Here is a 20,909-nt window from a genome sequence, read left to right as displayed (position 1 = left end):
ATGGGCATCCGGTGATGGGTGCGATATACCCGCGTCCAACGTCGGCACGGTCTGCCGGCGCTTTCGACGGAGGGATCCGCGACGTGGACCATGCCGACAAGACGCCTGAGCCGCTGCGTAGCCGGGGCCCCGGTCCCGAGTCCGCCACGCCGGAGTTCCGGCGCAAGGCGGGAGCTGCGGCAGATTCGCCGGGCGGTGCGATCGAGCGGAGTTCTCGCCTGGTGGATCAGACCGAGAGACAGGCCGCGCTGCAGCAAAGCGCGCGCATGACCGCGCAGCGTGAGCGGATCCACCAGCTCGTGCCTGTCCTGCGCGCGCGGACACCTGAGACCTCGCCAGTCGGAGACGGCGTGATCCAGCGGAAGATCGGCCATGGCGCTCCCATCGGCACCCAGGTCGTGGATAAGACATTCGGCGAGCTGTACAGGGTGGCACGCATCGACGGCGGGGTGTACACGCTCGTGCATCTGGTCCGCAAGGGTGTGACCGTGACCGCCGAGGGCTCGGACGAGAATTTCGATGTCTTTGGCGCTCCGCCTGCGCAGCCGCAACAACAGGGCACGGGCTTGTTCAACCAGATTGGCAGCGCGCTCTCCGGGCTTTTCGGACGGGAAGACACCACGGCCTCTCCGGCTTATGCAAAGGCCAAGCAGACCGACATTGCGCGCGCCTGGCCGCCCAGCAGCCTGTCTCGGGAGGTGCGGGCGATTTCGGCGGCGGCCGAACAAGTTGAGCGACAGTGCGTGGACTCCCAGGCCTTCTACACGGCCGCGGGTCTTGGCGCGCACGCCTTGCATCGGATCCTTCAGACCATCCACGAAACCTACGGAGGCGTGGGGGTGAATGACTTCGTCTTTCACCGATCGCCGAGCAATCGACCGCGTGGCGAAACATTGCTCGGTCCCGCGACATTCCTGGAGCAGACCGGCAAGCCGGGTTGGAGCGATCACCAGGAGCGGGATTCGCTGATGTCGGCGAACCTCGCGCTGAAGGCCAATGCCAGCGATACCAGCGAGAGCACCTTCGATATCCTGCAGTCCGGCGGCCTGTTCGACGTGTCCGTCGACAAGACCCTTGAAATCGTCCGCGAGCAGTTGAAATCGATGGCCCTCACGGCGGAGCAGGCCCGCCCCATCCTGGATGCGGTCCAGCGGCTGGCCGTCGCCATGGACAAGGCCAAGTCGTCGACAAGTGCCAACTCGACAAGCTCGAGCACGGGCGGCGCCTCGCGGAAGGAGGCGGTGCTCTATCAGATCCTGGTCCCCCATTCGCTGGTGGATCAATTGGTCTACGTCGCGGCCAAGAATGGCCAACCGCTGGACAAGGGCGATCTGTCGACCGTCAAACCGGAGGAAGTCCTGGCAGGCATTGCCGAGGCTGGGCGCGACATCGGCGACGCGAGCCTGCAGTCCTTCGGGGAGTCGAAGTCAAAGACGCTCGCACGCTTGACGAGGGAGGAGGCCGCCGCGCTTCTGCGCGGCGCGGAATTCACGCGGATGACGCTCAAGGCGGCCAGGTCTCCAGCGTTCTGGGCAAAGATCCGCTCCGCCGATCCGCAGGCCCGGCTGCTGATGCATCCCGACTATTTCAGCCGGCCGACTGGCTTCATCCGCACCATCACCCATTCCAACGTCGGACCGCAAACCGAGGACACGCTCCGACAGGGTCTCGACGCCGTTGCCAGTGCCACCTGGCTTGCGAAGGCCGCCAGGATCAAGGACTCGATCCTCAATCTGCTGGGCATCTATGGTCAGCTGTGGGAGCGACATGGCCGCGACTTGGTGCTGGAGGACTTGCCGATGGATGCATTGCACGCGCGTCTGGCCCGTCTGCGCGGCGAAGCCCAGCAGATCGACGCGCAGATCGACAGGAGGGTCTGGACACCGGTCTCGCACAGCCAAGGGATGAAGGACTTTTTGAATAGCCGCCCTGAGGTCCTCGTTCGCGGTGAAAAGGAGCGCTACGACCTGACCGCGCCGCAGCAGATGACCGCGGCGGAGCTTGAAGCGTTCATTGAGCGACTCCAGGCACACCGGAACGGGGTGCCAAAGCCGTCAGCCCCCCAAATCGATCTTCTTGGTCTCGATGCGTTCGACCAGGGGCCGTGAAGGGCCGGAGCCCTTGTAGGGAGGAAGTTGGCCGCATGGGGCCGCGCTACTCGCCGCGGGCCGCCGCCGCGCGCAGCTTGTCCTTCTTGCTCGGCCGCTTGCCCTTGATGCCGCCCGCCGCGGCGGCGGGCGACGCGGCCTCCACCGGCTCGAAGCCGGGAATCCGTTCGCGCGGCACGCGATGGCCCTGGCGCTTCTCGATCAGGCGGAAATGCGCCTCCGCGCCGGCGCCGATGAAGCTCACCGCCAGGCCGGAGGCGCCCGCCCGCGCGGTGCGCCCGATGCGATGCGTGTAATCGACCGCCGAGCGGGGCAGGTCGTAATTCACCACCACTGGCAACTGCGCGATGTGGATGCCGCGTCCGCCCAGGTCCGTCGCGACCAGCACCCGCACCCGGCCGGCCTTGAAGTCCGCCAGCACGCGGGTACGCGCGCCCTGGCTCGCATCGCCGTGGAAGGCCTCGGCCGCGATGCCGGCCTTGCGCAGCTTGTCGGCGACGTGATCGCAGGCGTAGCGCGTCGCCACGAAGACCAGCACCCGCGTCCATCCGCCCTGCTCGATCAGATGACGCAGCAGCGGCGTGCGCCGCGCGGGATCGACCTCGATCGCGCGCTCCTCGATCCGGCCTTCGGCGACTGGCGCGTCGTCGATGGCGATGCGCACCGGGTCGTGCAGCATCCGGCCGGCCAGCGCCTGCACGCTGTCCGGGAAGGTCGCGGAGAACAGCAGGTTCTGACGCCGCCTGGGCAACTGCGCGAGCACCGCGTCCAGCTCCTCCGCGAAGCCGCCGTCGAGCAGGCGGTCCGCTTCGTCCAGCACCAGGCACTCCACCTCGGACAGCCGCAGCCCGTTGTGGTCGACGACATCGAGCAGCCGGCCCGGCGTCGCGACGACGATCTCGGCGCCGCCGCGCAGCGCCATCAGCTGCGGATTGATGGACACGCCGCCATGCAGCACCACGACCTTTGCCGGCTCGGCGAGATGGCGCTCGAGCTGTCGCAGCGTTTCGCCCGCCTGCACCGCGAGCTCGCGCGTCGGGACCAGCACCAGCACCTCGGTGCGGCGCAGCGCGGGCCGGATGCCGGCGTCGATCCGGTGCAGCACCGGGAAGGCATAGGCCGCCGTCTTGCCCGAGCCGGTCGCGGCCGAGCCCAGCACGTCGCGGCCCGCGATGGCCGCGGGGATCGCGGCGGCCTGGATCGGCGTCGGCTCATCGAAGCCCAGCGCCTGGGCGGCCTGGACCAGGGCCGGCGTCAGCCCCAAAGCAGCAAAGGCGCTCACAGCTTGCGCACCTTCACCGATTTGCCCTTGACCTTGCCGGCATTGAGCTTGCGCAGCGCCTGGTCGGCGACGCCGCGCTCGATGGCGACGTAGGTCGAGAACTCGTTGACATTGATCTTGCCGATCTGCGAGCCCTCGAAGCCGAGGTCCTTGGTCAGCGCGCCCAGCACGTCGCCGGGACGGATCTTCTCCTTGCGTCCGCCCAGGATCTGCAGCGTCACCATCGGCGGGCGCAGCGGCTCGCCATCGGCTGCGGGCGTGAGCTCGCTCAGCGGGTGCCAGGGGCTGACGCTGCCCTGCATCTGGTCGATGCGGCCGACACGGCCCATTTCATCGAGGCTGGCCAGACTGAAGGCCCAGCCGGCCTCGTCCGCGCGGCCGGTGCGGCCGATGCGATGGACATGCACTTCGGGATCGGGCGTGATGTCGACGTTGATCACGGCCTCGAGCTGCGCGATGTCGAGCCCGCGCGCGGCGACGTCGGTCGCCACCAGCACGCTGCAACTGCGGTTGGCGAATTGCACCAGCACCTGATCGCGGTCGCGCTGCTCCAGGTCACCATGCAGCTCCAGCGCGACGATGCCCTGCGACTGCAGCACGGCCACCAGGTCGCGGCACTGCTGCTTGGTGTTGCAGAACGCCAGCGTGCTGGCCGGACGGAAGTGGTTGAGCAACAGACCCACCGCGTGCAGCCGTTCGCTCTCGGTCACCTCGTAGAAGCGCTGGCGGATCTTGTGGGCGGCATGGCGCTCGGTCAGCGTGATCTGCTGGGGGTCGCGCATGAAGCGGCCGGCCAGCGCGGCCACGCCTTCGGGATAGGTGGCCGAGAACAGCAGCGTCTGGCGCGTCTTGGGGCAATGGGCGACGACCTGGGCGATGTCCTCGGCGAAGCCCATGTCGAGCATGCGATCGGCTTCGTCCAGCACCAGCGTGCCCAGCGCTTCCAGCGACAGCGTCTCGCGCTGCAGATGGTCGAGGATGCGGCCCGGCGTGCCGACGACGATGTGCGCGCCATGCGCCAGGCTGGCCAGCTGCGAGCGGATCGGCACGCCGCCGCACAGCGTCAGCGTCTTGATGTTGTCCTCGGCGCGGGCCAGGCGGCGGATCTCCTGCGTCACCTGGTCGGCGAGCTCGCGCGTGGGGCAGAGCACCAGCGCCTGCACGGCGAAGCGGCGCGGGTTCAGGTTGGCCAGCAGCGGCAGGCTGAACGCGGCGGTCTTGCCGCTGCCGGTCTTGGCCTGCGCGATCAGGTCCTTGCCGGCGAGCGTCAGCGGCAGGCTCGCGGCCTGGATCGGCGTCATCGACAAGTAGCCCAGCTGCGTCAGGTTGGCCTGCATCGCGGGCGGCAACGGGAGGCTGGCGAAGGAGCCGGCGCCGGGCTGCGTGGAGGGCCGGGCGGAGGGCGCCGCGGGCGCTGGAGTCTGGGTGTCCGTGGCGGACGGGTCGGAGCGGGTCATGCGCGATTGTCGACGACGCGCGTCCATCCGGCCAGAACGCGGTCTGGTCCTCGCTCGCGACGGCCTGTCGGGCGGCGCTTCGTGCCCGCGGGCGGTCTGCCTACGCTGCGCGCACTCATCAATCAGGGAGACCCTCGTGCTGCAGATCCAGGATGTCGTGAAGACCTTTGGCCCCCATGTCGCCGTGGACGGCGTCTCGCTCGATCTCCAGCCCGGCGTGCTCGGGTTGATCGGCCACAACGGCGCGGGCAAGAGCACGCTGCTGCAGATGCTGGCGACGCTGACCGCCCCCACGCGCGGCCGCATCCTGCTGGACGGCCAGGACATCGTCGCCAGGCCTGAGCTGATGCGCCGCCGGCTCGGCTATCTGCCGCAGGACTTCGGCGTCTATCCGCACCTCACGGCGCGCGAGTTCCTGCAGTACTTCGCGGCGCTGAAGGGCGTGAAGGACGGGCGGCGCGTGCAGGCGCTGCTGGAGCTGGTGAACCTGGGCGATCACGCGCACCGCGCGGCGGCGGGCTTCTCCGGCGGGATGCGGCAGCGGCTGGGCATCGCCCAGGCGCTGCTGAACGATCCGGACGTGCTGATCGTCGACGAGCCCACCGCCGGCCTGGACCCCGAGGAGCGGCTGCGCTTCCGCCGCCTGCTCGGCGACCTGGGCGCGAAGCGGCTGGTGATCGTGTCCACGCACATCGTGTCGGACGTGGAGAACCTGGCCTCGCACCTGGCGATCCTGCGCCGGGGCAAGCTGGTGGCCTTCGAGACGCCCGAGGCGCTGATGGCGCGAGCCTCGGGCCAGGTGTGGACCTCGGTGCTCTCGACCGAAGCGTACGAGGCGCTGCGCGATCAGGTGCACGTGCTGCAGGCCCAGCCGCAGGGCGGGCGGATGCAGGTGCGCATCGCCCATGCCTCGCGGCCGTGCGCGGAGGCCCAGCTCGCGCAGCCCACGCTGGAGGAGGCGCTCATGGCCCATCGCTATGCCGATCAGCAGGTGGCCGCATGAACGCCGCGCTGTGGAAGGCCTCGGTGCTGAACGAGTGGCGGCTGCGCAGCCGGCGGATCAGCACGCTGGTGATCCTGCTCGCGGTCGTCGCGCTGAGCTGGCTGATGGTGCCGCAGCCGAAGACCGGCTTCGCGATGATGGTCACGCACGGCCAGCGCATCGCGTATGAGAGCGAGGCCCTGGCCTTCGCCACCGGGACGATCGCCTGCATCCTCTTCGGTCTGGCGGGCTTCTACCTCGCGCGCGGCCGCAGCCAGGAAGACCTGCGCACCGGCACCGCCTCCGTGCTGGCGGCAACGCCGGTGACCGATGCGCAGCTGCTGGGCGTGCGCTGGCTGGGCGCGTTCGGCTTCCTGATGACGCTGGGCGCGACGCTGATGCTGACCCTGTGGGTGCTGCAGCTGGTGCGCGGGGAAGGGCCGCTGCAGCCGCTGCCCTATCTGTGGATGCTGCTGCTCGGCCTGGCGCCCGGAATGATGCTCTGCGCGAGCCTGGCCGTGCTCGCCGACGCCTGGGCGCCGCTGATGCGCAAATGGGGCGATGCGCTGTACTGGATGTTCTGGATGGCGCAGTTCGCGTTCCTGCCGCTGATGCTGGCTCACGGCATGCCGCGCCTGAACGCTTGGCAGGTCTTCGACGTCCAGGGCCTGTCGACGCTGATCGTCGGGCTGATCCAGCTGATGAACGTCGACCACGTGAGCGTCGGCGGCAGCCCCTTCGACACCGCCAAGGCGGTGCTGCACATGCCCTCGGGCCTATGGAGCGCCGAACTGGTCGCCCTGCGCGTCGGCGCGATGGCAGTGGCAATGCTGCCGCTGCTGCTGGCGATGCGGGTGTTCCATCGCTATGCGCCGGACCGGGTGGCGCACACGCAGGTGAAGGGCTCGCGCCTGCTCGCCGCGGCGCGCTGGCTGCTGCGGCCCGCGCTCGTGCCGGTGACCTGGGCGCTCGCGCGGCTGCTGCGCGCCAGCGCGCTGGTGCCCGGCGTGGCGGGGCGCTGGCTGGGCGATGCCAGCCTGGTGCTGCTCAGCCAGCCGCTGCTCGCGCTGCTGATGGGCGCGTGCGCGGTCGCCTCGGCCGCGGTGCCGCTGGCGGAGCTCCCCGCGGTGATGGCCGTCGCGCTCGCCGCCTGGGGCATGGCCGTGGCCGACGTGAGTTCACGCGACTGGCAGAGCGGCACGCTCACGCTGGCCAGCGCGATGCCCGGCGGCGCGCGCGAACGCGGCTGGCGGCAGGCGCTCGTGGCGTTCGGCCTGGGCGTGCTCGTCAGCGCGCCGGCGCTGCTGCGGTGGGCGGCGGAGTCGCCGATGCGGGGCGCGGCCTGCCTGGCGGGACTGCTATGCGCGAGCGCGTACGCCACTCTGCTGGGCCGGCTGACCAAGGGCGCCCGCAGCTTCCTGGCGCTCTACCTGTTCGGGCTCTACGTCGGACTGCAGGCGAGCGGCGTCCCCAACGTCGACATGCTGGGCCTGAGCGGCGCGGCGAATGCCGGGAGCGTCATGATCTACGGCTCGGCCGGCGTGCTGGCGCTGCTGGCGCTGGCGGCCGGACTGCGTCCGGCGCGCGCCTGAGCGCGGTTCAGGGACGGCGACACGACGGGATACCCCTGGTCCGTCATCGGCCTCCGGCGCCGGCCGCGGCCGGTGCCGCGGCGATGTGAGCTACGATGGCCCGATAGACCGTGAGGTTGTCAACCGAGGCCTTCGCTTCCTTCGACCCGTCGAACGCATCGCAGTCCTCGCCTTGATCGCTTGGCGCATCTGTTCGTGCCGTACGTCGCGGCGCGACACGTGAGGAGTCAGGTGATGCCTGTTCCGATGGCGCCCGAGGCGCTGCGAGAGTCCCTTCGCATCAGCGTGGACGCGCTCAAGCGCCGCCAGGCCAGCGAGATTCCCGAGACCGTGATCGATCGGCTGGTCGAGCTGGATTGGCTCGAATGGAATGGCGGCGCCTTGCGCCTGACCACCACCGGCGAGAACATCTATCGCAAGGAGGCGGCTCAGTGGCGGGCCCAATCCGAGCGCGACGCCTCCGGTAAACCCCCCACCGCCAAGGAGATCGAGATGGCAAAACCCAACTATCAATTCGAGAAACGCCAGCGCGAGCTCGCCAAGCAGAAGAAGAAGCAGGAGAAGGAAATGGAGAAGGCGCAGCGCAAGGCCGCGCCGACGCCGCCCGAGGACAGCAGCGAGGCCAAGGAGCCCACGCCCGCCTGAGCCGGCGCCGGCTCAGGCCGCGCGCTTTTCCTGATCGCGCCGCGCCCGCCCTAGCCGGGCGGGAGGCCGCTGTCTGTCAGGGAATCACCTACATGCACATCTATCAATTGCCACTGGACTGGCCTTTGATAAAACTGAACAATTCATCTCACGGCAGCGCAAATCGACTTGCAACGCCGTCCTGCTTTTCCTCCCTGAGCAGGAGACTGCCGACGGCAGTCCTTCGGGCCCGACTGTCCAGGCAGCCGGGCCTTCTTTCTTTTCGGGAGGCGTCCGGGCCGTGAGGGGCGCTATGCTGCGCCGCTTTCCCGATGACGATGAACCCCTCCACACCCCAAGAGCCGAATCCGCCCCCGCCGCAAGAGCGCGGCGACGTGCTGGGCTTGAGCCTGATCGCCGTGCTCGCGGCCCTCATGGTCGCCGCGCTGCGCGCCGAAGGTCCGGCCAAGTCCATCTTCATGGGCCTGGCGCTGATCGCCTGGGGCGGCATGTTCCTGGCGAGCTATTTCTTCAGCCACAAGACTTTCTTCCTGCTGGGGCTGCGCTGGTTCTGCGTGACGCTGTCCTATCCGTCGACGCCGAGGATGGCCTTCTTCTACGCCGCCGTCATGGGCGCGATGGGGCTGGCGTCCATCCTGGCCGGCCTGGGTGTCGTCTGATCGGGACGAGAGACCGCCCGACATGTCCGGCATCGGCCTTGCCCGAAGCGCTGGCCGCGTCAGGTGGCGGACTGAACGCGGGAACCCCCGGGCGCGGGGCAGGGAGGCCCATGCCATATCGCGGATTCATCCAGGAAGCAGCCGGCCCGGCGCAGCGGCGGCTGTCGCTCGGGCTGTGCGCGCTCGTGCTGCTGTCGGTGCTGGTGGTCGTGCCGCGCGCCGCGATGCCGCTGCCGCAGCTGCCGCACATCAGCGGCATGTACGGGGCCGCCACGGCCATGATCGACCTGGCGACCTTCTGGCTGCTCATCTCCGCGCCACGGCCGCACCGATCGCACATCGTGATCGCCGCCGCCTACCTGTTCGCCAGCCTGATGGCGATCCTGCATGTGCTCACCTTCCCAGGCGCGGTCTTCGCCGACGGTCCGGTCCTGGGCTCGCCGCACGCGGTGAGCTGGCTGTTCATCGGCTGGCGCGCCGGCTTCGCGATGCTCATCGCCTGGGCCGCGCTGGTGGAGCCGCCGGACGCGCAGGCCAGCCCCGCGCGGCCGAGCAGCTTTCCGCTGGTGGTGGCGGTGCTGGCGGTGCTCGCGCTCGCGATCAGCTCGCAGCTCACGGACGCCGCGTCGGTGACCATCGTGCAAGGGCGCTCGCTGTTCAGTCATGTCAGCGTCGTCGGGTCCTACGTCAGCGCGGCCGCCGCGGCGATGGCCATCCTGGTGATCTGGGTGCGCGGCCTGTTCAGGCGCTCGATCTTCACGTGGCTGGTGTTCGTGCTGGTGGCCGAGAGCGCCGGGGTGTGGCTCAGCACCTTCAGCGGGCAGCGCTACTCGCTGGCCTGGTACATGACGCGGCTCGAGGGCCTGGTGGCCAACACGGTGCTGCTGGCCCTGCTGGCGATGCATTTCCGCTCGGTGCAGAAGCGCCTGACCGATGCCTTCCTCGCGCTGGAGCGCCGCACCGACGAGCTGCAGGCGCAGGTCCACAAGCGGGAGGCGGCGGAGACGCAGCTGGCCCGGGCCCAGAAGCTGGACGTGGTGGGGCGGCTCGGCGCGAGCCTGGCGCATGACCTCAACAACATCCTGCAGGTGCTGACAGGCCGGCTGGCGATCATCCAGCGGCGCGCCGGTCCGGCGGTCGAGTCCGACGTGCAGGTGATGCGGCGCAGCGTGCGCAAGGCCGAGGCGCTGACGCGGCAGCTGACGCTGCTGTCGGGGCGGCGGCGCAACCAGCCGCAGGCGATCCAGGCGGGCGTGGTGCTCGGGGAGATGGAAGAGGTGCTGCACTCGCTGGTCGGCAGGCGCTGCAAGCTGAAGGTGTCCGCGGAGGAGGGGCTGCCCACCGTGGCGCTGGATCCGCTCGAGCTGGAGATCGCCGTGACCAACCTCGTCACCAACGCGTGCGACGCGTCGAGCGGCGTCGACGGCGCGATCCACGTGCGGGCGTTCTCCGCGAGTGCGGCCGACGGCGGACCGGCGCTCGCCATCGAGGTGGTGGACGAGGGAGAGGGCATCAAGCCCGAGATCCTGGAGAAGGTCTTCGAGCCCTTCTTCACGACCAAGACGCGGGGGAACGGCACGGGGCTGGGCCTGGCGCAGGTGCACGGCTTCGTGACGGCCAGCGGCGGCACCGTGAATGTCCGCAGCGAGGTGGGCCGGGGCACGGCCGTGACGATGGTGTTCCCGACCACGGCGGCCGTCGGCGGAGCGCGGCAGACGGCGGTGCCGACGCCGCGGGCCGTCGAGGGGCGCGTCCTGCTGCTGGTCGAGGACAACCCCGATGTGCGCGAGTCCTCGGTGCAGCTGCTGTCCGCCGAAGGCCTGGCGGTGCGGGCGGTCGACAGCGCGGATCAGGCGCTGACGCTGCTGGAGGGGGGATTCGCGCCCGATTACCTGGTGTCGGACATCGTGATGCCGGGCCGCATGGACGGCGCGGAACTGGTGCGGCGAGTGCGCGACAGGTTCCCGGCGATCAAGGCGGTGCTGGTGACCGGCTACAGCGATGTCGCCGAACGCGCCCGCGACGAGGGCTACCCCGTGCTGCGCAAGCCCTATGACCTCACGTCGCTGATGGCGGCATTGAGCTAGGAACGTCCAATGCCGATGCCACGACGGGGACGCGAAACAGGCGGGGGAGGGAAGGAGGCCATCGACTTCCTGCAGAGCCCGGTCAGCGTCGCGCGCGCGCTGATCGGCTGGACGGTGCTTGTCGACGGTGTCGGCGGCGTGATCGTCGAGACCGAGGCCTATGACATGGATGACGAGGCTTCGCATTGCTACGTCGGACTGACCGCGCGCAACGCGGTGATGTTCGGGCCGCCGGGGCATGCCTACGTGTACCTCAGCTACGGTCTGCACTGGTGCCTGAACTTCGTGTGCCGCGCCGAAGGGCATGGCGCCGGCGTGCTCATCCGCGCGCTGGAGCCGACGCACGGTATCGACCGGATGATCGAGCGCCGCGGCACGACGGCGCTGCGCCTGCTCGCGTCGGGCCCGGGCCGCGTGGGACAGGCCCTGGGCATCGATCGCTCGTTCGGCGGGCTGGCGCTCGACGCGCCGCCCTTCCAGCTGCTGCCGCCAAGCGGCGAGACGGACGTGGCGGCCGGCACGCGCATCGGCATCTCGAAGGCCATCGATCTGCCGTGGCGCTTCGTCGCGGCAGGATCGAGATTCCTGAGCAAACCGATCCCCCGAGAGAACGCTTCATGAGCCCCAGGGGACGCTTGGTCGCAAGAGCCGGACACGCGCGCCGGGCGGGCACTAAGGTGGCGGCATGCCGTGGCTCCCGGTCACGGCCTTCGTTGAAAGGAGTGCGTCATGGGCTTCGTCGGCCTGCTGTTCTGGTTGATCCTGTTCGTGCTGTGCTGGCCGCTCGCACTGCTGGCGCTGGTGCTGTGGCCGATCGCGTGGCTGCTGACGCTGCCGCTGCGCCTGATCGGGCTGAGCGTCGAAGCCGTCTTCGCGCTGCTGAAGGCCATCCTGTTCCTGCCGGCCCGGGTGCTGGGCTGGCGCGAGGGGCGCTGAGCACCGCCGCTCGCGGTCACTGGTTGCCTGAGGGCGCCCCGTCGCAATGGGCGCCGGAGAGGCCGTATTCATCGAGCGCCTTGAGCCACGGCGCGCTGCACGCGACCTGCGCGGTCGCGTCGAGCACGCGCCGGGTCTGGCGCTCATCCGGCAGGCGGACCAGCACGCGGCGCAGGATCAACTGACGCTCCGGGAAGGCGCGCGAGGCGAAGGGCTTCGGGCAGGAGGTCAGCCGAACGCTGCCCGCGAATTCCGAGCGGCTCATGACCAGGAAGTCGACGCGGCCCAGGCACAGCTTCTTCAGGTTGGCGACGTGATCCGGGGCGTCCTCGCGCTGGATGGCGCCCGAATCGAGCAAGGGCGCCAGCAACCGGTAGATGTGTCCGCCGATGCCGCCGAGCCGCAGGCCGGACAGGTCGCGCAGCGTGGCGATCTCCAGCGGGCGGACGCTCACGAGCACGTTCTCGTCGACCATCACGGGCACGCTCCACTTGCCGCCGTCGGCGGCTTCGCGGGTGAGGAATTCTGGGGAGAGGAAGAGCGCCGCGCCGTCGAAGTCGCGGCTTTCCAAGGTCAGTTCCAGGCGCTTGCGGGGCAGGGTCTGGAGTTCGAGCCTCAGGTCCGGCTCGAGGCGCTCGCGCAGTAACTCGACGAGCCGCGGCGCGAGGCCTTGCTTGTTCATCGGCTCCGGAAAGAGGTAGGGCGGCTGCGCGTAGCTGTTCATGGCTGGCAGCACTTGCAACTTCTGAGCCCAGCCGGCCGGCAGCAGGGCCAGGCACAGCATTGCCGCGGCGAGGCGGCGAAGCAGGCGTCGAGCGCACGGGCGGCGAGCGGTGTCCATGGCGTCACGACCCTCGGGTCGTGCCTCTGGTCCGGAGGATGGCGAAGCGGCAATCGGCGCGCCAAGGCCTTTCCGCGTGATGTCTGATGCGCGCATTCCGCGCGCCGGGCCGTGTCAGGCCTTCAGCGCCGGACCTTGCCGTCCTCGGTCAGGATGGTCATGTCCACGTAGCGCGAGCCCGTGTGACGCTGGCTGGAGAAGTTGATGTAGAAGCCGCCGAGGTTCAGCTCGTTCAAGCCTTCCAGGCCGCTGATGATGCTCTCCGGCGTCGGGTTGTTGCCCGCGCGGCGCAGGCCTTCCACCATCGTGCGGGCCGCGATGTAGCCCTCCAGCGCGGTGTAGCTCAGGTCCTTGTTCGCGGCCTTGCTGCGCTGGATGTATTCGCTGGCGATCGGCGTCAGGCCGGAGAACGGGAAGGGCACGACCTGCGACACCACGACGCCCCGCGCGTCCTTGCCCAGCTCCGCGGCCAGCGCCTGCGCGCCGACGAAGGACACGTTGTAGAAGTTGCCCAGGAAACCGCCCTGGCGCGCCGCGCGGATGAAGGCCGCGCAGGACTTGTAGGCGGCGATCTGCACGATGCACTCGGGCTGGCCGGCCATCACCGACTTCAGCGCCGCGGCCACGTCCTGCGAGTTGCGCTCCACCGTGCCTTGAGACACCGGCGCCAGCTGTTGCGCCTTCAGCGCCGCCGTGACGCTGGACAGGCCGGCCTGGCCGTAGCTGTCGTTCTGGAAGAACACCGCCACGCGCTTGATGCCCACCGAGGTGATCTGCTTGACGATCTCGGCCGCCTCGTCGTTGTAGGAGGCGCGGATGTGGAAGAGATGCCGGTTGAACGGCGTGCGCAGCGCCTCGGCGCCGGTGAAGGGCGCCACCAGCGGCAGCTTCGCCGCGGTCAGCAGCGGCACCGCCGCCAGCGTCGTCGGCGTGCCGACGTAGCCGAAGAGCGCGTTGACGCCATCGGCGATGAAGCGCTTGGTGTTGGCGGCGCAGCGGTCCGGCTCATAGCCGTCGTCCAGGCTGCGCAGCTCGATGTGCCGGCCGTTGATGCCGCCGCGCTGGTTGACCTGGTCGAACACCAGCATCGCGCCTTCCTTGAACTGCTCGCCGAGCTCGCGCGCCGGGCCGCTGAAGGGGGCGGACTGACCCAGCACGATGCGCGAGTTGTCGGCGAAGGCGGGCAGGCTGCCGGCTCCGGCGAGGGCGGCGAAGTTCTGAAGCAGTTGGCGGCGATTCATGGGAGAGGCACGGCAGGAAAGGGCCCGGATTGTCGGCGATGTCCATGACATCTACTGTGCGAACTTCCCGCAACGGACAACGAATCTATGTATCCAAGCGTCACTGCGACGCGGAGTGCGCGGGGAGGGACGGCTGACGCGGCGCCTCAGCGCCTCAGCGCACCAGCCGTCCGCCCGGCCCCAGCAGCGCGAAGTCCACGAAGCGCGACGGCATCTGCCCCTTGCCGAAGGTCAGGCGGTGGCCGCCGACATCGGTCTCGAAGCCGCGGTCCAGCAGTTCGGTCAGCGCTTGCGGCGTGAAGTTGCCGGTGCGCTCCAGCGCCTTGGTGAGCGCCTTCGCGGCGATGAAGCCTTCCAGCGAGCGCGAGGACAGCTCGGCATCCTTGGCGTCCTTGCTCAGGCGCAGGTAGTCGCGCACCACCTCGCGGTCGAGGCGGTCGTCGGTCGGGAGCACCACGGAGAACGCAAAGCCGCGCGCGCGGTCGGGTCCCAGCTTCTTCAGCAGCGCCTGCACGTCGATGATGGACATGCCGTACAGGCCGGCGTGGCCGCCAGCAGCCTGATAACGGGTGGTGAATTCGATCGCGGCGGCGGTCGTGGCGGCCAGGAAGATCACGTCCGGCTTTTGCCGGACCATCTCCTCCACTGGCTTGGCGACTTCCGTCGTGTTGCGCGCATAACCGGTTTGCGCCACCAGCGTGAGGCCATGCGCCTTCGCCGAGTCCAGCGCGCCGGCCAGCGCGTCGCGCCCCAGGCCGTCGTCCTGGTAGACGATGCCCACGCGGGTACGGCCCGTCTCGGCGAGCTGCAGGAACAGGCGCTCGACTTCATCGCGGTAACTGGCCTTGACCGGGTACATGTTGCGCGCGGTCAGGATGCTGGTCGCGCCGGAGATGGCGCCGACCATGGACACGCGGCTCTTTTCGAGCACGCCGTCCTGCTTGAGCGCCTCGAGATTGGAGGTGCCGACGGTGCCGATCAGGGCGGTCGGAGCGTCCTGCGCGATGAGCTCCTTGACCAGGCGCACGGTCTCCTCGGGCTTCTGCGCGTCGTCGCGGGTGACGAACTTGATGCGCTGCCCACGGATGCCCCCGTGCGCGTTGACCTCGTCGATCCACAGCTTGGCGCCGGCGCGGATCGCCTTGCCGGTGACGGCCTGCGGACCGCTGAAGGGAGCGACCTGGCCGATCACGATGTCGGCATGGGCGGCCGGCGCCGCGGCCAGACAGAGAAGCGCGAGCACACGGCGAACGCGGCGGGAGAAGGCGAGGGTCATGATCGTGACAACGATGCGGGCGGTTCCCGCATTGTCCTCAAAGGGGGGCGGCGCGTCATAACAACCCGGCGCGGCAGCGACCGTCCGTCGCCGCTCGCGAACCGCCTCGCGGAAGACGATGCGCGAATCGCACGCGCCTGCGCAGGATCAGCGCACCAGCCGGCCGCCCGAACCCAGCAGCGCGAAGTCCACGTAGCGCGACGGCATCTGCCCCTTGCCGAAGGTCAGGCGGTGACCGCCGACGTCGGTCTCGAAGCCGCGCTCCAGCGTCTCGGTCAGCGCTTGGGGCGTCGGGCTGGCGGCGCGCTCCAGCGCCTTCGTCAGCGCCTTGGCGGCGATGAAGCCCTCCAGCGAGCGCGAGGACAGATCGGCGTCCTTGGCGTTCTGGCTCAGGCGCTGATAGTCGCGCACGACCTCGCGGTCGAGGCGATCGTCGGTCGGCAGCACCAGCGAGAACGCGAAGCCGCGCGCGCGCTCCGGGCCCAGCTTCGCCAGCAGGGTCTGCATGTCGATGATGGACATGCCGTACAGACCGGCGCGGCCGCCAGCGGCCTGGTAGCGGGTGCTGAACTCGATGGCGGCGGCGGTCGTGGCGGCCAGGAAGATCACGTCCGGCGTCTGGCGCACCATCTCGTCCACGGCCTTGCCGACCTCGGTGGAGTTGCGCGCATAGCCGGTCTGCGCGACCAGCGTCAGACCATGGGTCTTGGCCGAGGCCTGCGCGCCGGCCAGCGCGTCACGGCCCAGGCCGTCGTCCTGGTAGACGATGCCCACGCGGGTGCGGCCCGTCTCGGCGAGCTGCTTGAACAGGCGCTCGACTTCCTCGCGGTAGCTGGCCTTGACGGGGTACATGCCGCGCGCGGTGAGCACGCTGGTCGCGCCGGAGACGGCGCCGACCATGGGCACGCGGGTCTTTTCGAGCACGCCGTCCTGCTTCAGGGCCTCGAGGTTGGAGGTGCCGACGGTGCCGATGAGCGCGACGGGCGACTCCTGGGCGATCAGTTCCTTGACCAGGCGGACCGTGTCCTCGGGCTTCTGCGCGTCGTCGCGCGTGACGAGCTTGAGGCGCTGGCCGCGGATGCCGCCGCGCGCGTTGACCTCGTCGATCCACAGCTTCGCGCCGGCGCGGATGGCCTTGCCGGTGACGGCTTGAGGTCCGCTGAAGGGCGCGACCTGGCCGATCACGATGTCGGCGTGGGCGGCCGGCGCCGCAGCCAGGCAAAGGAGCGCGAGCAGGCGGCGCGCGCGACGGGGAAGGGCGAGGAACATAGGGTTACTACCAGGGGATCCGAAGGGGCGGCATTGTGCTTAAACCGTTGGAACTCGCCGCCACGACTGGGCGAATGTCGCCATATCGCCTTCGGGACTGGCGGTGCCGAGACGCGCTCGGCCGGACCGCGAAGCGCCTTGTCTTCGAGGGAAAACCCTTGGTTTGACCTCGCTGCGGCCCGCGAACCTTTCAATCGGCTTTCGTTGTCTTTACGCCACCGATGGAGCAGCGGCGAGCGCGGTCGATGGGCATGGCCTCGAAACTTGGACCTCGGGATATCACCTGCAGATTTGCGATGAGCGTCTCGGTCCCGCTGAGGCAGGAGTTGGCGGCGATTCTGGAAGAAATGAAACGAAGGATCGGGCAAGCATGACGAAGAAGGCCAAACCGCCGGTAGTTGCAAGGGATGGCTTGTCAACCGAGTCAAACTTCGATGCGGTTGTGAGCCTCATCAGGGAGGCTCGCCAGCACACGCTCCGTGCTGTGAATACAGCGGTGATCGATCTTTACTGGGAAATCGGTCAGCACCTGCATCGCAAGATCGAATCAGATGGGTGGGCCAAAGGTACCGTGGCACGGCTCGCCGCCTATATCGCGCAGCGCGAGCCTGGTATTCGAGGCTTCTCGGCGCCGAACCTTTGGCGCATGCGCCAGTTCTATGAGGCCTATCCAGCACGGGAAGAACTCTCAACGTTGTTGAGAGAATTGCCTTGGTCCGCGCATTTGCACATCCTGAGCAGGAGCAAACGGCCTGAGGAACGCGAGTTCTACTTACGTATGGCCGCAAAACAGCGTTGGCCGGTACGGGAAGTCGCGCGGCAAATCGATAGCGGCCTGTTCGAGCGTGCCGTGCTCAATCCGCCACAACTCTCAACAGCGTTGAGAGAGACCCACCCGCAAGCCGAGCAGCATTTCAAGGATGCCTACCTGCTGGAGTTTCTGGCTCTGCCGCAGGTCCACTCCGAGGCGGACCTGCATCGCAGCCTGCTGATGAACCTCGGCCGCTTCCTGACCGAACTCGGCCGGGACTTTTGCTACATCGGTAGCGAGTATCCGATACAGGTTGGAGGCCAGGACTTTGCACTGGATCTCCTGTTTTTCCATCGGGGATTGAACAGCCTGGTTGCGATCGAGCTCAAGGTGACTGCCTTCGAACCCGAACATCTGGGCAAGCTCAACTTTTACCTGGAAGCGCTGGATCGGGATGTTCGAAAGCCTCATGAAAACCCGCCCGTTGGACTGCTGCTTTGCGCCAGCAAAGACAGCGAAGTGGTTGAGTACGCCTTGAGTCGCAGTCTGTCGCCAGCGCTGGTGGCCGAGTACCAGACGAAACTGCCCGATAAGAAGATGCTGGCGGCAAAGCTCCACGAGTTCTATCTATTAAGCGCGCCGGAAGATCGATCCAAACCGAAGAAGAAGCGTTCGGCTTCGTGATCGCCATTCTCCAGTCAGAAGAGCGAGTGAGCTTGCCGGCCAAGCCCTCAAGCCACCCGCAGCGGCTCGGCGTCCCGCCGATCCAGGGGCCGTCTGTGCTCGGGACTCAGCAGCCGCAGCACCCGATCCACGCTCTGCCGCACGCCATTGAGCTCGACGCGCGACCAGGTCCCGCCGACGAAGAACACATGCCGCAGAAAGTCGACGAAAACCGTCGCATCGGCGCCCATCTCCGGCGACATGCCCTGCGCCGCGCGAGCCAGCTGCGCATCCGTCTGCGCCGGATCCATCACCGGGAAGCAGATCTCCGGCCGCGCGTAGAACGAGTGCCCGAAGGTCACCACTGGCTTGCCGGCCGCGATCGCCTGCAGCCCGGTGGACGAGTTCACCACCATCATCAGCTCGCACTCGCGGATCAGCCGGTCGACGTCGTACTTCACTAGCCACGTCACGTCGGGATAACGGCGCTTCAGATCGGCGTAGCCATGGCGGAACAGGTCCTCCGGATGCTCCTTCACCACGATGCCCATCGACGGCCCGAACTGACGCCGGATCGCCGCATGGCAATGCTCGAAGAAGCGCTCCATCGATTTGAAGTGCGGCGAGTTCTCCAGGATCTGCGTGTCGTCATGCACCTGGAAGGGAATGAAGACGAAGCGCGCCGGCAGGGCCGTCTGGTCCACCGGCACCGCGGCGCGGCGGCGGTTCAGGCGGCGCGTCTTGAGCAGGCTGTTGCCGCGGTTCTCGGGGAATCTGCGCAGATAGCCAGGATCCAGATGGCGCAGCACGAAACGCTTCAAGTCGTAGCCGCGGCCCAGCGACGACACCGGCGCCAGCGCCGTCATTGGCTGGGGCGATCCGGCGGACGTGGCACCGCCCCCGTCCAGGCTCATCGTCTGCACCGCGCGGCGCAGCGCGTCGAAGGGCAGCCGCGTCAGCGACGAGCCGCTGTTCACGCCCTCGTCGTCGATCTGCAGCGTCGCCGGGAAGTAGCCGTTCTCCATGAAGATCGTGCGCGCGCCGCGGCGCCGCGCCAGCACGCTCAGGGCCTTGCCGATGAACTCGCTGCCGTTCCACACCAGCACCGCCTCGGGCTGATGCTCGTTCAGCGCCTGTTCCATCGCGGCGCCGATGCGCTCGAGCCGCTCACGCCAGTCGTGCACGCGCGCCGGCGCGGGGGCCTTGGACATGGAGAACCCCAGGACCTCGGCCGCTTCTTCGTCGGTGAAGACCGGAACCAGCGGCATCGGCAGACGCGATGGTTCCTCGGCGGGCAATGGGACTGCGCCCTGCAGCCGCAGCCAATCGCGTTCTCGCGGCGTGAAGGCCAGGAAGCGCGCGGGCCAGCCCGCCAGCCCCAGGCCGTGCGCGAGCTGCCACAGATACGGCAGCTGCGAGTGATAGACGGCTGCGATCAGCAGCCGGGCGTGTGCTTGTTGCGGGCCCATCCTTCTCTCTCCCTGACTCGATGTCGGCGGCCTCTGCGGGCCGGGGGCGGATGTTACAGGCTCCTTACGTGGTCTTCACACAGGGTTGATGCGAAGCTGATGACTTCCGGCAATCGCTCGCCAGCGGGTTATCTGGCGTCGTCGCCGGATGCCTCAGGGTTCGCTTGGGGGTTCGCTTGCGGGGCCGCCTTGGCCCGCTTGCCCGCGCGCCAATGGCCCCACGCGGCGATCAGCAGCGAGCGCTGCGTCACCACGGCCGCCACGCACACGAGGGCCGCGCCGACCGCGTATCGCAGCGGATCGTGGACCGCGTTCATGAGCCAGCCCAGCGCGAAGAAGGGCGCGCCCAGGAGCACATCGCGCAGCGGGATGGTCACGCCCAGCGTGCGGTATTGGTCGACGCCGCGGATCACGGCGAGCACCACGGCCGCGCACATCGTGGCCACGACCGTGCCCCAGACGCCGTAGGCTGGCACCAGCGCGAAGCTGGCCACGCCGGCCGCCAGCGCCGACACCAGGCTGGTGGCGAAGATCGCGCCGGTGCGGCGCTGCTGCTGGTAGAGCACGTCGTAGAGCCCGCCGATGCACAGCAGGAACACCGCCAGCAGCAGCGGCGGCACGTAGGTGCGCGCCTGGGCGTAGGACGGGTCGATCATGAGCGCGAAGAACGGCCGCAGGAACAGCGCGATCAGTCCCAGCGCCACCAGTCCCAGCCGCGCATACGCGCCCAGCGCGCGGCGGTAGAAGGCGACGTGCTCCTCGCGGTCGCCGTGCGAGGACTGGCGCAGCACCGCGTCCTGCCAGGCCATGTAGTAGGTGATGTTGAGCATGGCCACTACGGCGGGCAGCTTGTCGGAGACGGCGAAGTCGGCCACCTCCTGCAGGCCATGTGAATGGCCCAGCGTATAGCGGCCGATCATGCGGATCACCCACCAGCTCACGGCCGCCGGCACCAGCGGCAGCGAGTAGGCCAGCATCGGCTTGAGCACCGCCAGCGAGAACAGGCGCGGCCGTACCAGGCGCGCGCCGGTGTCCTTGCAGAGCAGGTAGACGAGCATCGCGGCGGAGGCCGCGGCCATCGCGCCCAGGTAGCCCAGCGCGCCAAGCTTGAACACGCCCAGCAGCAGCAGGCTGCTGCCGGCCATCGCGCTGGCGTTGACGATGGCCGCGCCGGCGTAGGCCGAGCGGTCGCCGACCACGCGCGTGGTCTGCTGGAAGAACTCGGCGGGGATGCGCAGCACGGTCCAGGCGAGCAGCAGCCAGGGATGCGGCAGCGGGATGCCGGCCAGCGCCAGCACGCCCCACACCAGCGCGGCGCCGGCGATCGCGTTGATCGTCGTCAGGCCCAGCACGGAGGTGATCATCGCGGCGCGGCGCCCGGTGTCGGGTTCGTCCCAGAGCGCGCGGTAGATGGCGTCGAACAGCCGCAGCGTCACGACGGTGCCGAACAGCGTCGAGCCGGTCAGCACCAGGTCCACGTAGCCGTAGGCCTCCTTGCTGAGCACGGCGGTGTAGAACGGCAGCATCAGGAAGCCGGCGAAGCGGGTGAACAGCATGCCCACGGCATACAGGCCCACGCCGCGCAACAGCGCGGCTTCGCGGCTCGGAGCGGTTCCTGGTTTCACGGCGCTCAATCGGGTTCCTTCAACGG

Annotated in this window: 17 protein-coding genes; 9 read left to right on the top strand and 8 right to left on the bottom strand. The window is 68.9% G+C overall.

Annotated features, from left to right (window positions below; all coding sequences use genetic code 11):
* Window positions 1-83 precede the first annotated feature (83 nt).
* Window positions 84-2,108 (top strand): hypothetical protein, encoded by a 2,025-nt coding sequence (locus tag ABDW61_RS02955; protein ID WP_343636058.1) that lies wholly within the window; start codon window positions 84-86, stop codon window positions 2,106-2,108.
* A 46-nt stretch (window positions 2,109-2,154) separates the two neighbouring features.
* Here ABDW61_RS02955 and ABDW61_RS02950 read toward each other — a convergent pair whose 3' ends face one another.
* Both ABDW61_RS02950 and dbpA read right to left on the bottom strand, forming a co-directional pair.
* Window positions 2,155-3,390, bottom strand: coding sequence for a DEAD/DEAH box helicase (locus ABDW61_RS02950; protein ID WP_343636056.1), 1,236 nt, complete (start codon window positions 3,388-3,390; stop codon window positions 2,155-2,157).
* Window positions 3,387-4,727 (bottom strand): ATP-dependent RNA helicase DbpA, encoded by a 1,341-nt coding sequence (gene dbpA, locus ABDW61_RS02945; RefSeq protein ID WP_343636867.1) that lies wholly within the window; start codon window positions 4,725-4,727, stop codon window positions 3,387-3,389. The genes ABDW61_RS02950 and dbpA overlap by 4 nt, the downstream gene beginning before the upstream one ends.
* A gap of 256 nt (window positions 4,728-4,983) precedes the next feature.
* Here dbpA and ABDW61_RS02940 point away from each other — a divergent pair, with 256 nt between their 5' ends.
* From ABDW61_RS02940 to ABDW61_RS02910, 7 genes are all read left to right on the top strand, one after another.
* A complete protein-coding gene (locus ABDW61_RS02940; protein ID WP_343636054.1) occupies window positions 4,984-5,850 on the top strand; it encodes an ABC transporter ATP-binding protein in 867 nt (288 codons plus the stop codon).
* On the top strand, window positions 5,847-7,421 hold the full coding sequence (locus tag ABDW61_RS02935; protein ID WP_343636052.1) for a hypothetical protein: 1,575 nt from the start codon (window positions 5,847-5,849) through the stop codon (window positions 7,419-7,421). Before ABDW61_RS02940 ends, ABDW61_RS02935 begins: the two co-directional genes overlap by 4 nt.
* 234 nt (window positions 7,422-7,655) lie before the next feature.
* Window positions 7,656-8,066: a hypothetical protein gene (locus ABDW61_RS02930; RefSeq protein ID WP_343636050.1), complete on the top strand. Its 411-nt coding sequence runs from the start codon at window positions 7,656-7,658 to the stop codon at window positions 8,064-8,066.
* Between the two features lie 311 nt (window positions 8,067-8,377).
* Window positions 8,378-8,725, top strand: coding sequence for a hypothetical protein (locus tag ABDW61_RS02925; RefSeq protein ID WP_343636048.1), 348 nt, complete (start codon window positions 8,378-8,380; stop codon window positions 8,723-8,725).
* 110 nt (window positions 8,726-8,835) lie between these two features.
* Entirely contained in the window at window positions 8,836-10,812 is a 1,977-nt protein-coding gene (locus ABDW61_RS02920; protein WP_343636046.1) for an ATP-binding protein, read from the top strand.
* Between the two features lie 9 nt (window positions 10,813-10,821).
* A complete protein-coding gene (locus tag ABDW61_RS02915; protein ID WP_343636044.1) occupies window positions 10,822-11,433 on the top strand; it encodes a DNA-3-methyladenine glycosylase in 612 nt (203 codons plus the stop codon).
* A gap of 108 nt (window positions 11,434-11,541) precedes the next feature.
* Window positions 11,542-11,748, top strand: coding sequence for a hypothetical protein (locus tag ABDW61_RS02910; protein WP_343636042.1), 207 nt, complete (start codon window positions 11,542-11,544; stop codon window positions 11,746-11,748).
* A gap of 16 nt (window positions 11,749-11,764) precedes the next feature.
* On the opposite strand, the gene ABDW61_RS02905 is transcribed toward ABDW61_RS02910, so the two are convergent.
* From ABDW61_RS02905 to ABDW61_RS02890, 4 genes are all read right to left on the bottom strand, one after another.
* Window positions 11,765-12,685 (bottom strand): hypothetical protein, encoded by a 921-nt coding sequence (locus ABDW61_RS02905; RefSeq protein ID WP_343636040.1) that lies wholly within the window; start codon window positions 12,683-12,685, stop codon window positions 11,765-11,767.
* A gap of 26 nt (window positions 12,686-12,711) precedes the next feature.
* Complete coding sequence (locus ABDW61_RS02900) at window positions 12,712-13,830, bottom strand: ABC transporter substrate-binding protein (RefSeq protein WP_343636038.1); 1,119 nt, start codon at window positions 13,828-13,830, stop codon at window positions 12,712-12,714.
* A 154-nt stretch (window positions 13,831-13,984) separates the two neighbouring features.
* Window positions 13,985-15,106, bottom strand: a complete 1,122-nt coding sequence (locus ABDW61_RS02895) for an ABC transporter substrate-binding protein (protein ID WP_343636036.1) — start codon at window positions 15,104-15,106, stop codon at window positions 13,985-13,987.
* Between the two features lie 147 nt (window positions 15,107-15,253).
* Complete coding sequence (locus ABDW61_RS02890) at window positions 15,254-16,375, bottom strand: ABC transporter substrate-binding protein (RefSeq protein WP_343636034.1); 1,122 nt, start codon at window positions 16,373-16,375, stop codon at window positions 15,254-15,256.
* A 370-nt stretch (window positions 16,376-16,745) separates the two neighbouring features.
* Between ABDW61_RS02890 and ABDW61_RS02885 the strand changes: the two genes are divergently transcribed.
* The gene (locus tag ABDW61_RS02885; protein WP_343636033.1) at window positions 16,746-17,810 is read left to right on the top strand and encodes a PDDEXK nuclease domain-containing protein; all 1,065 of its coding nucleotides are present in this window, start codon (window positions 16,746-16,748) and stop codon (window positions 17,808-17,810) included.
* Window positions 17,811-17,857: 47 nt separating this feature from the next.
* Here ABDW61_RS02885 and ABDW61_RS02880 read toward each other — a convergent pair whose 3' ends face one another.
* Window positions 17,858-19,258, bottom strand: coding sequence for a hypothetical protein (locus ABDW61_RS02880; RefSeq protein ID WP_343636031.1), 1,401 nt, complete (start codon window positions 19,256-19,258; stop codon window positions 17,858-17,860).
* Between the two features lie 128 nt (window positions 19,259-19,386).
* A complete protein-coding gene (locus tag ABDW61_RS02875) occupies window positions 19,387-20,883 on the bottom strand; it encodes a lipopolysaccharide biosynthesis protein (RefSeq protein WP_343636029.1) in 1,497 nt (498 codons plus the stop codon).
* Window positions 20,884-20,909: the final 26 nt, after the last annotated feature.

This window comes from Roseateles sp. (assembly GCF_039595595.1).
Taxonomy (GTDB): domain Bacteria; phylum Pseudomonadota; class Gammaproteobacteria; order Burkholderiales; family Burkholderiaceae_C; genus Roseateles.
The sequence above is the reverse complement of the archived record's forward strand: the minus strand, read 5'-3'. Positions and strand labels throughout refer to the sequence as shown.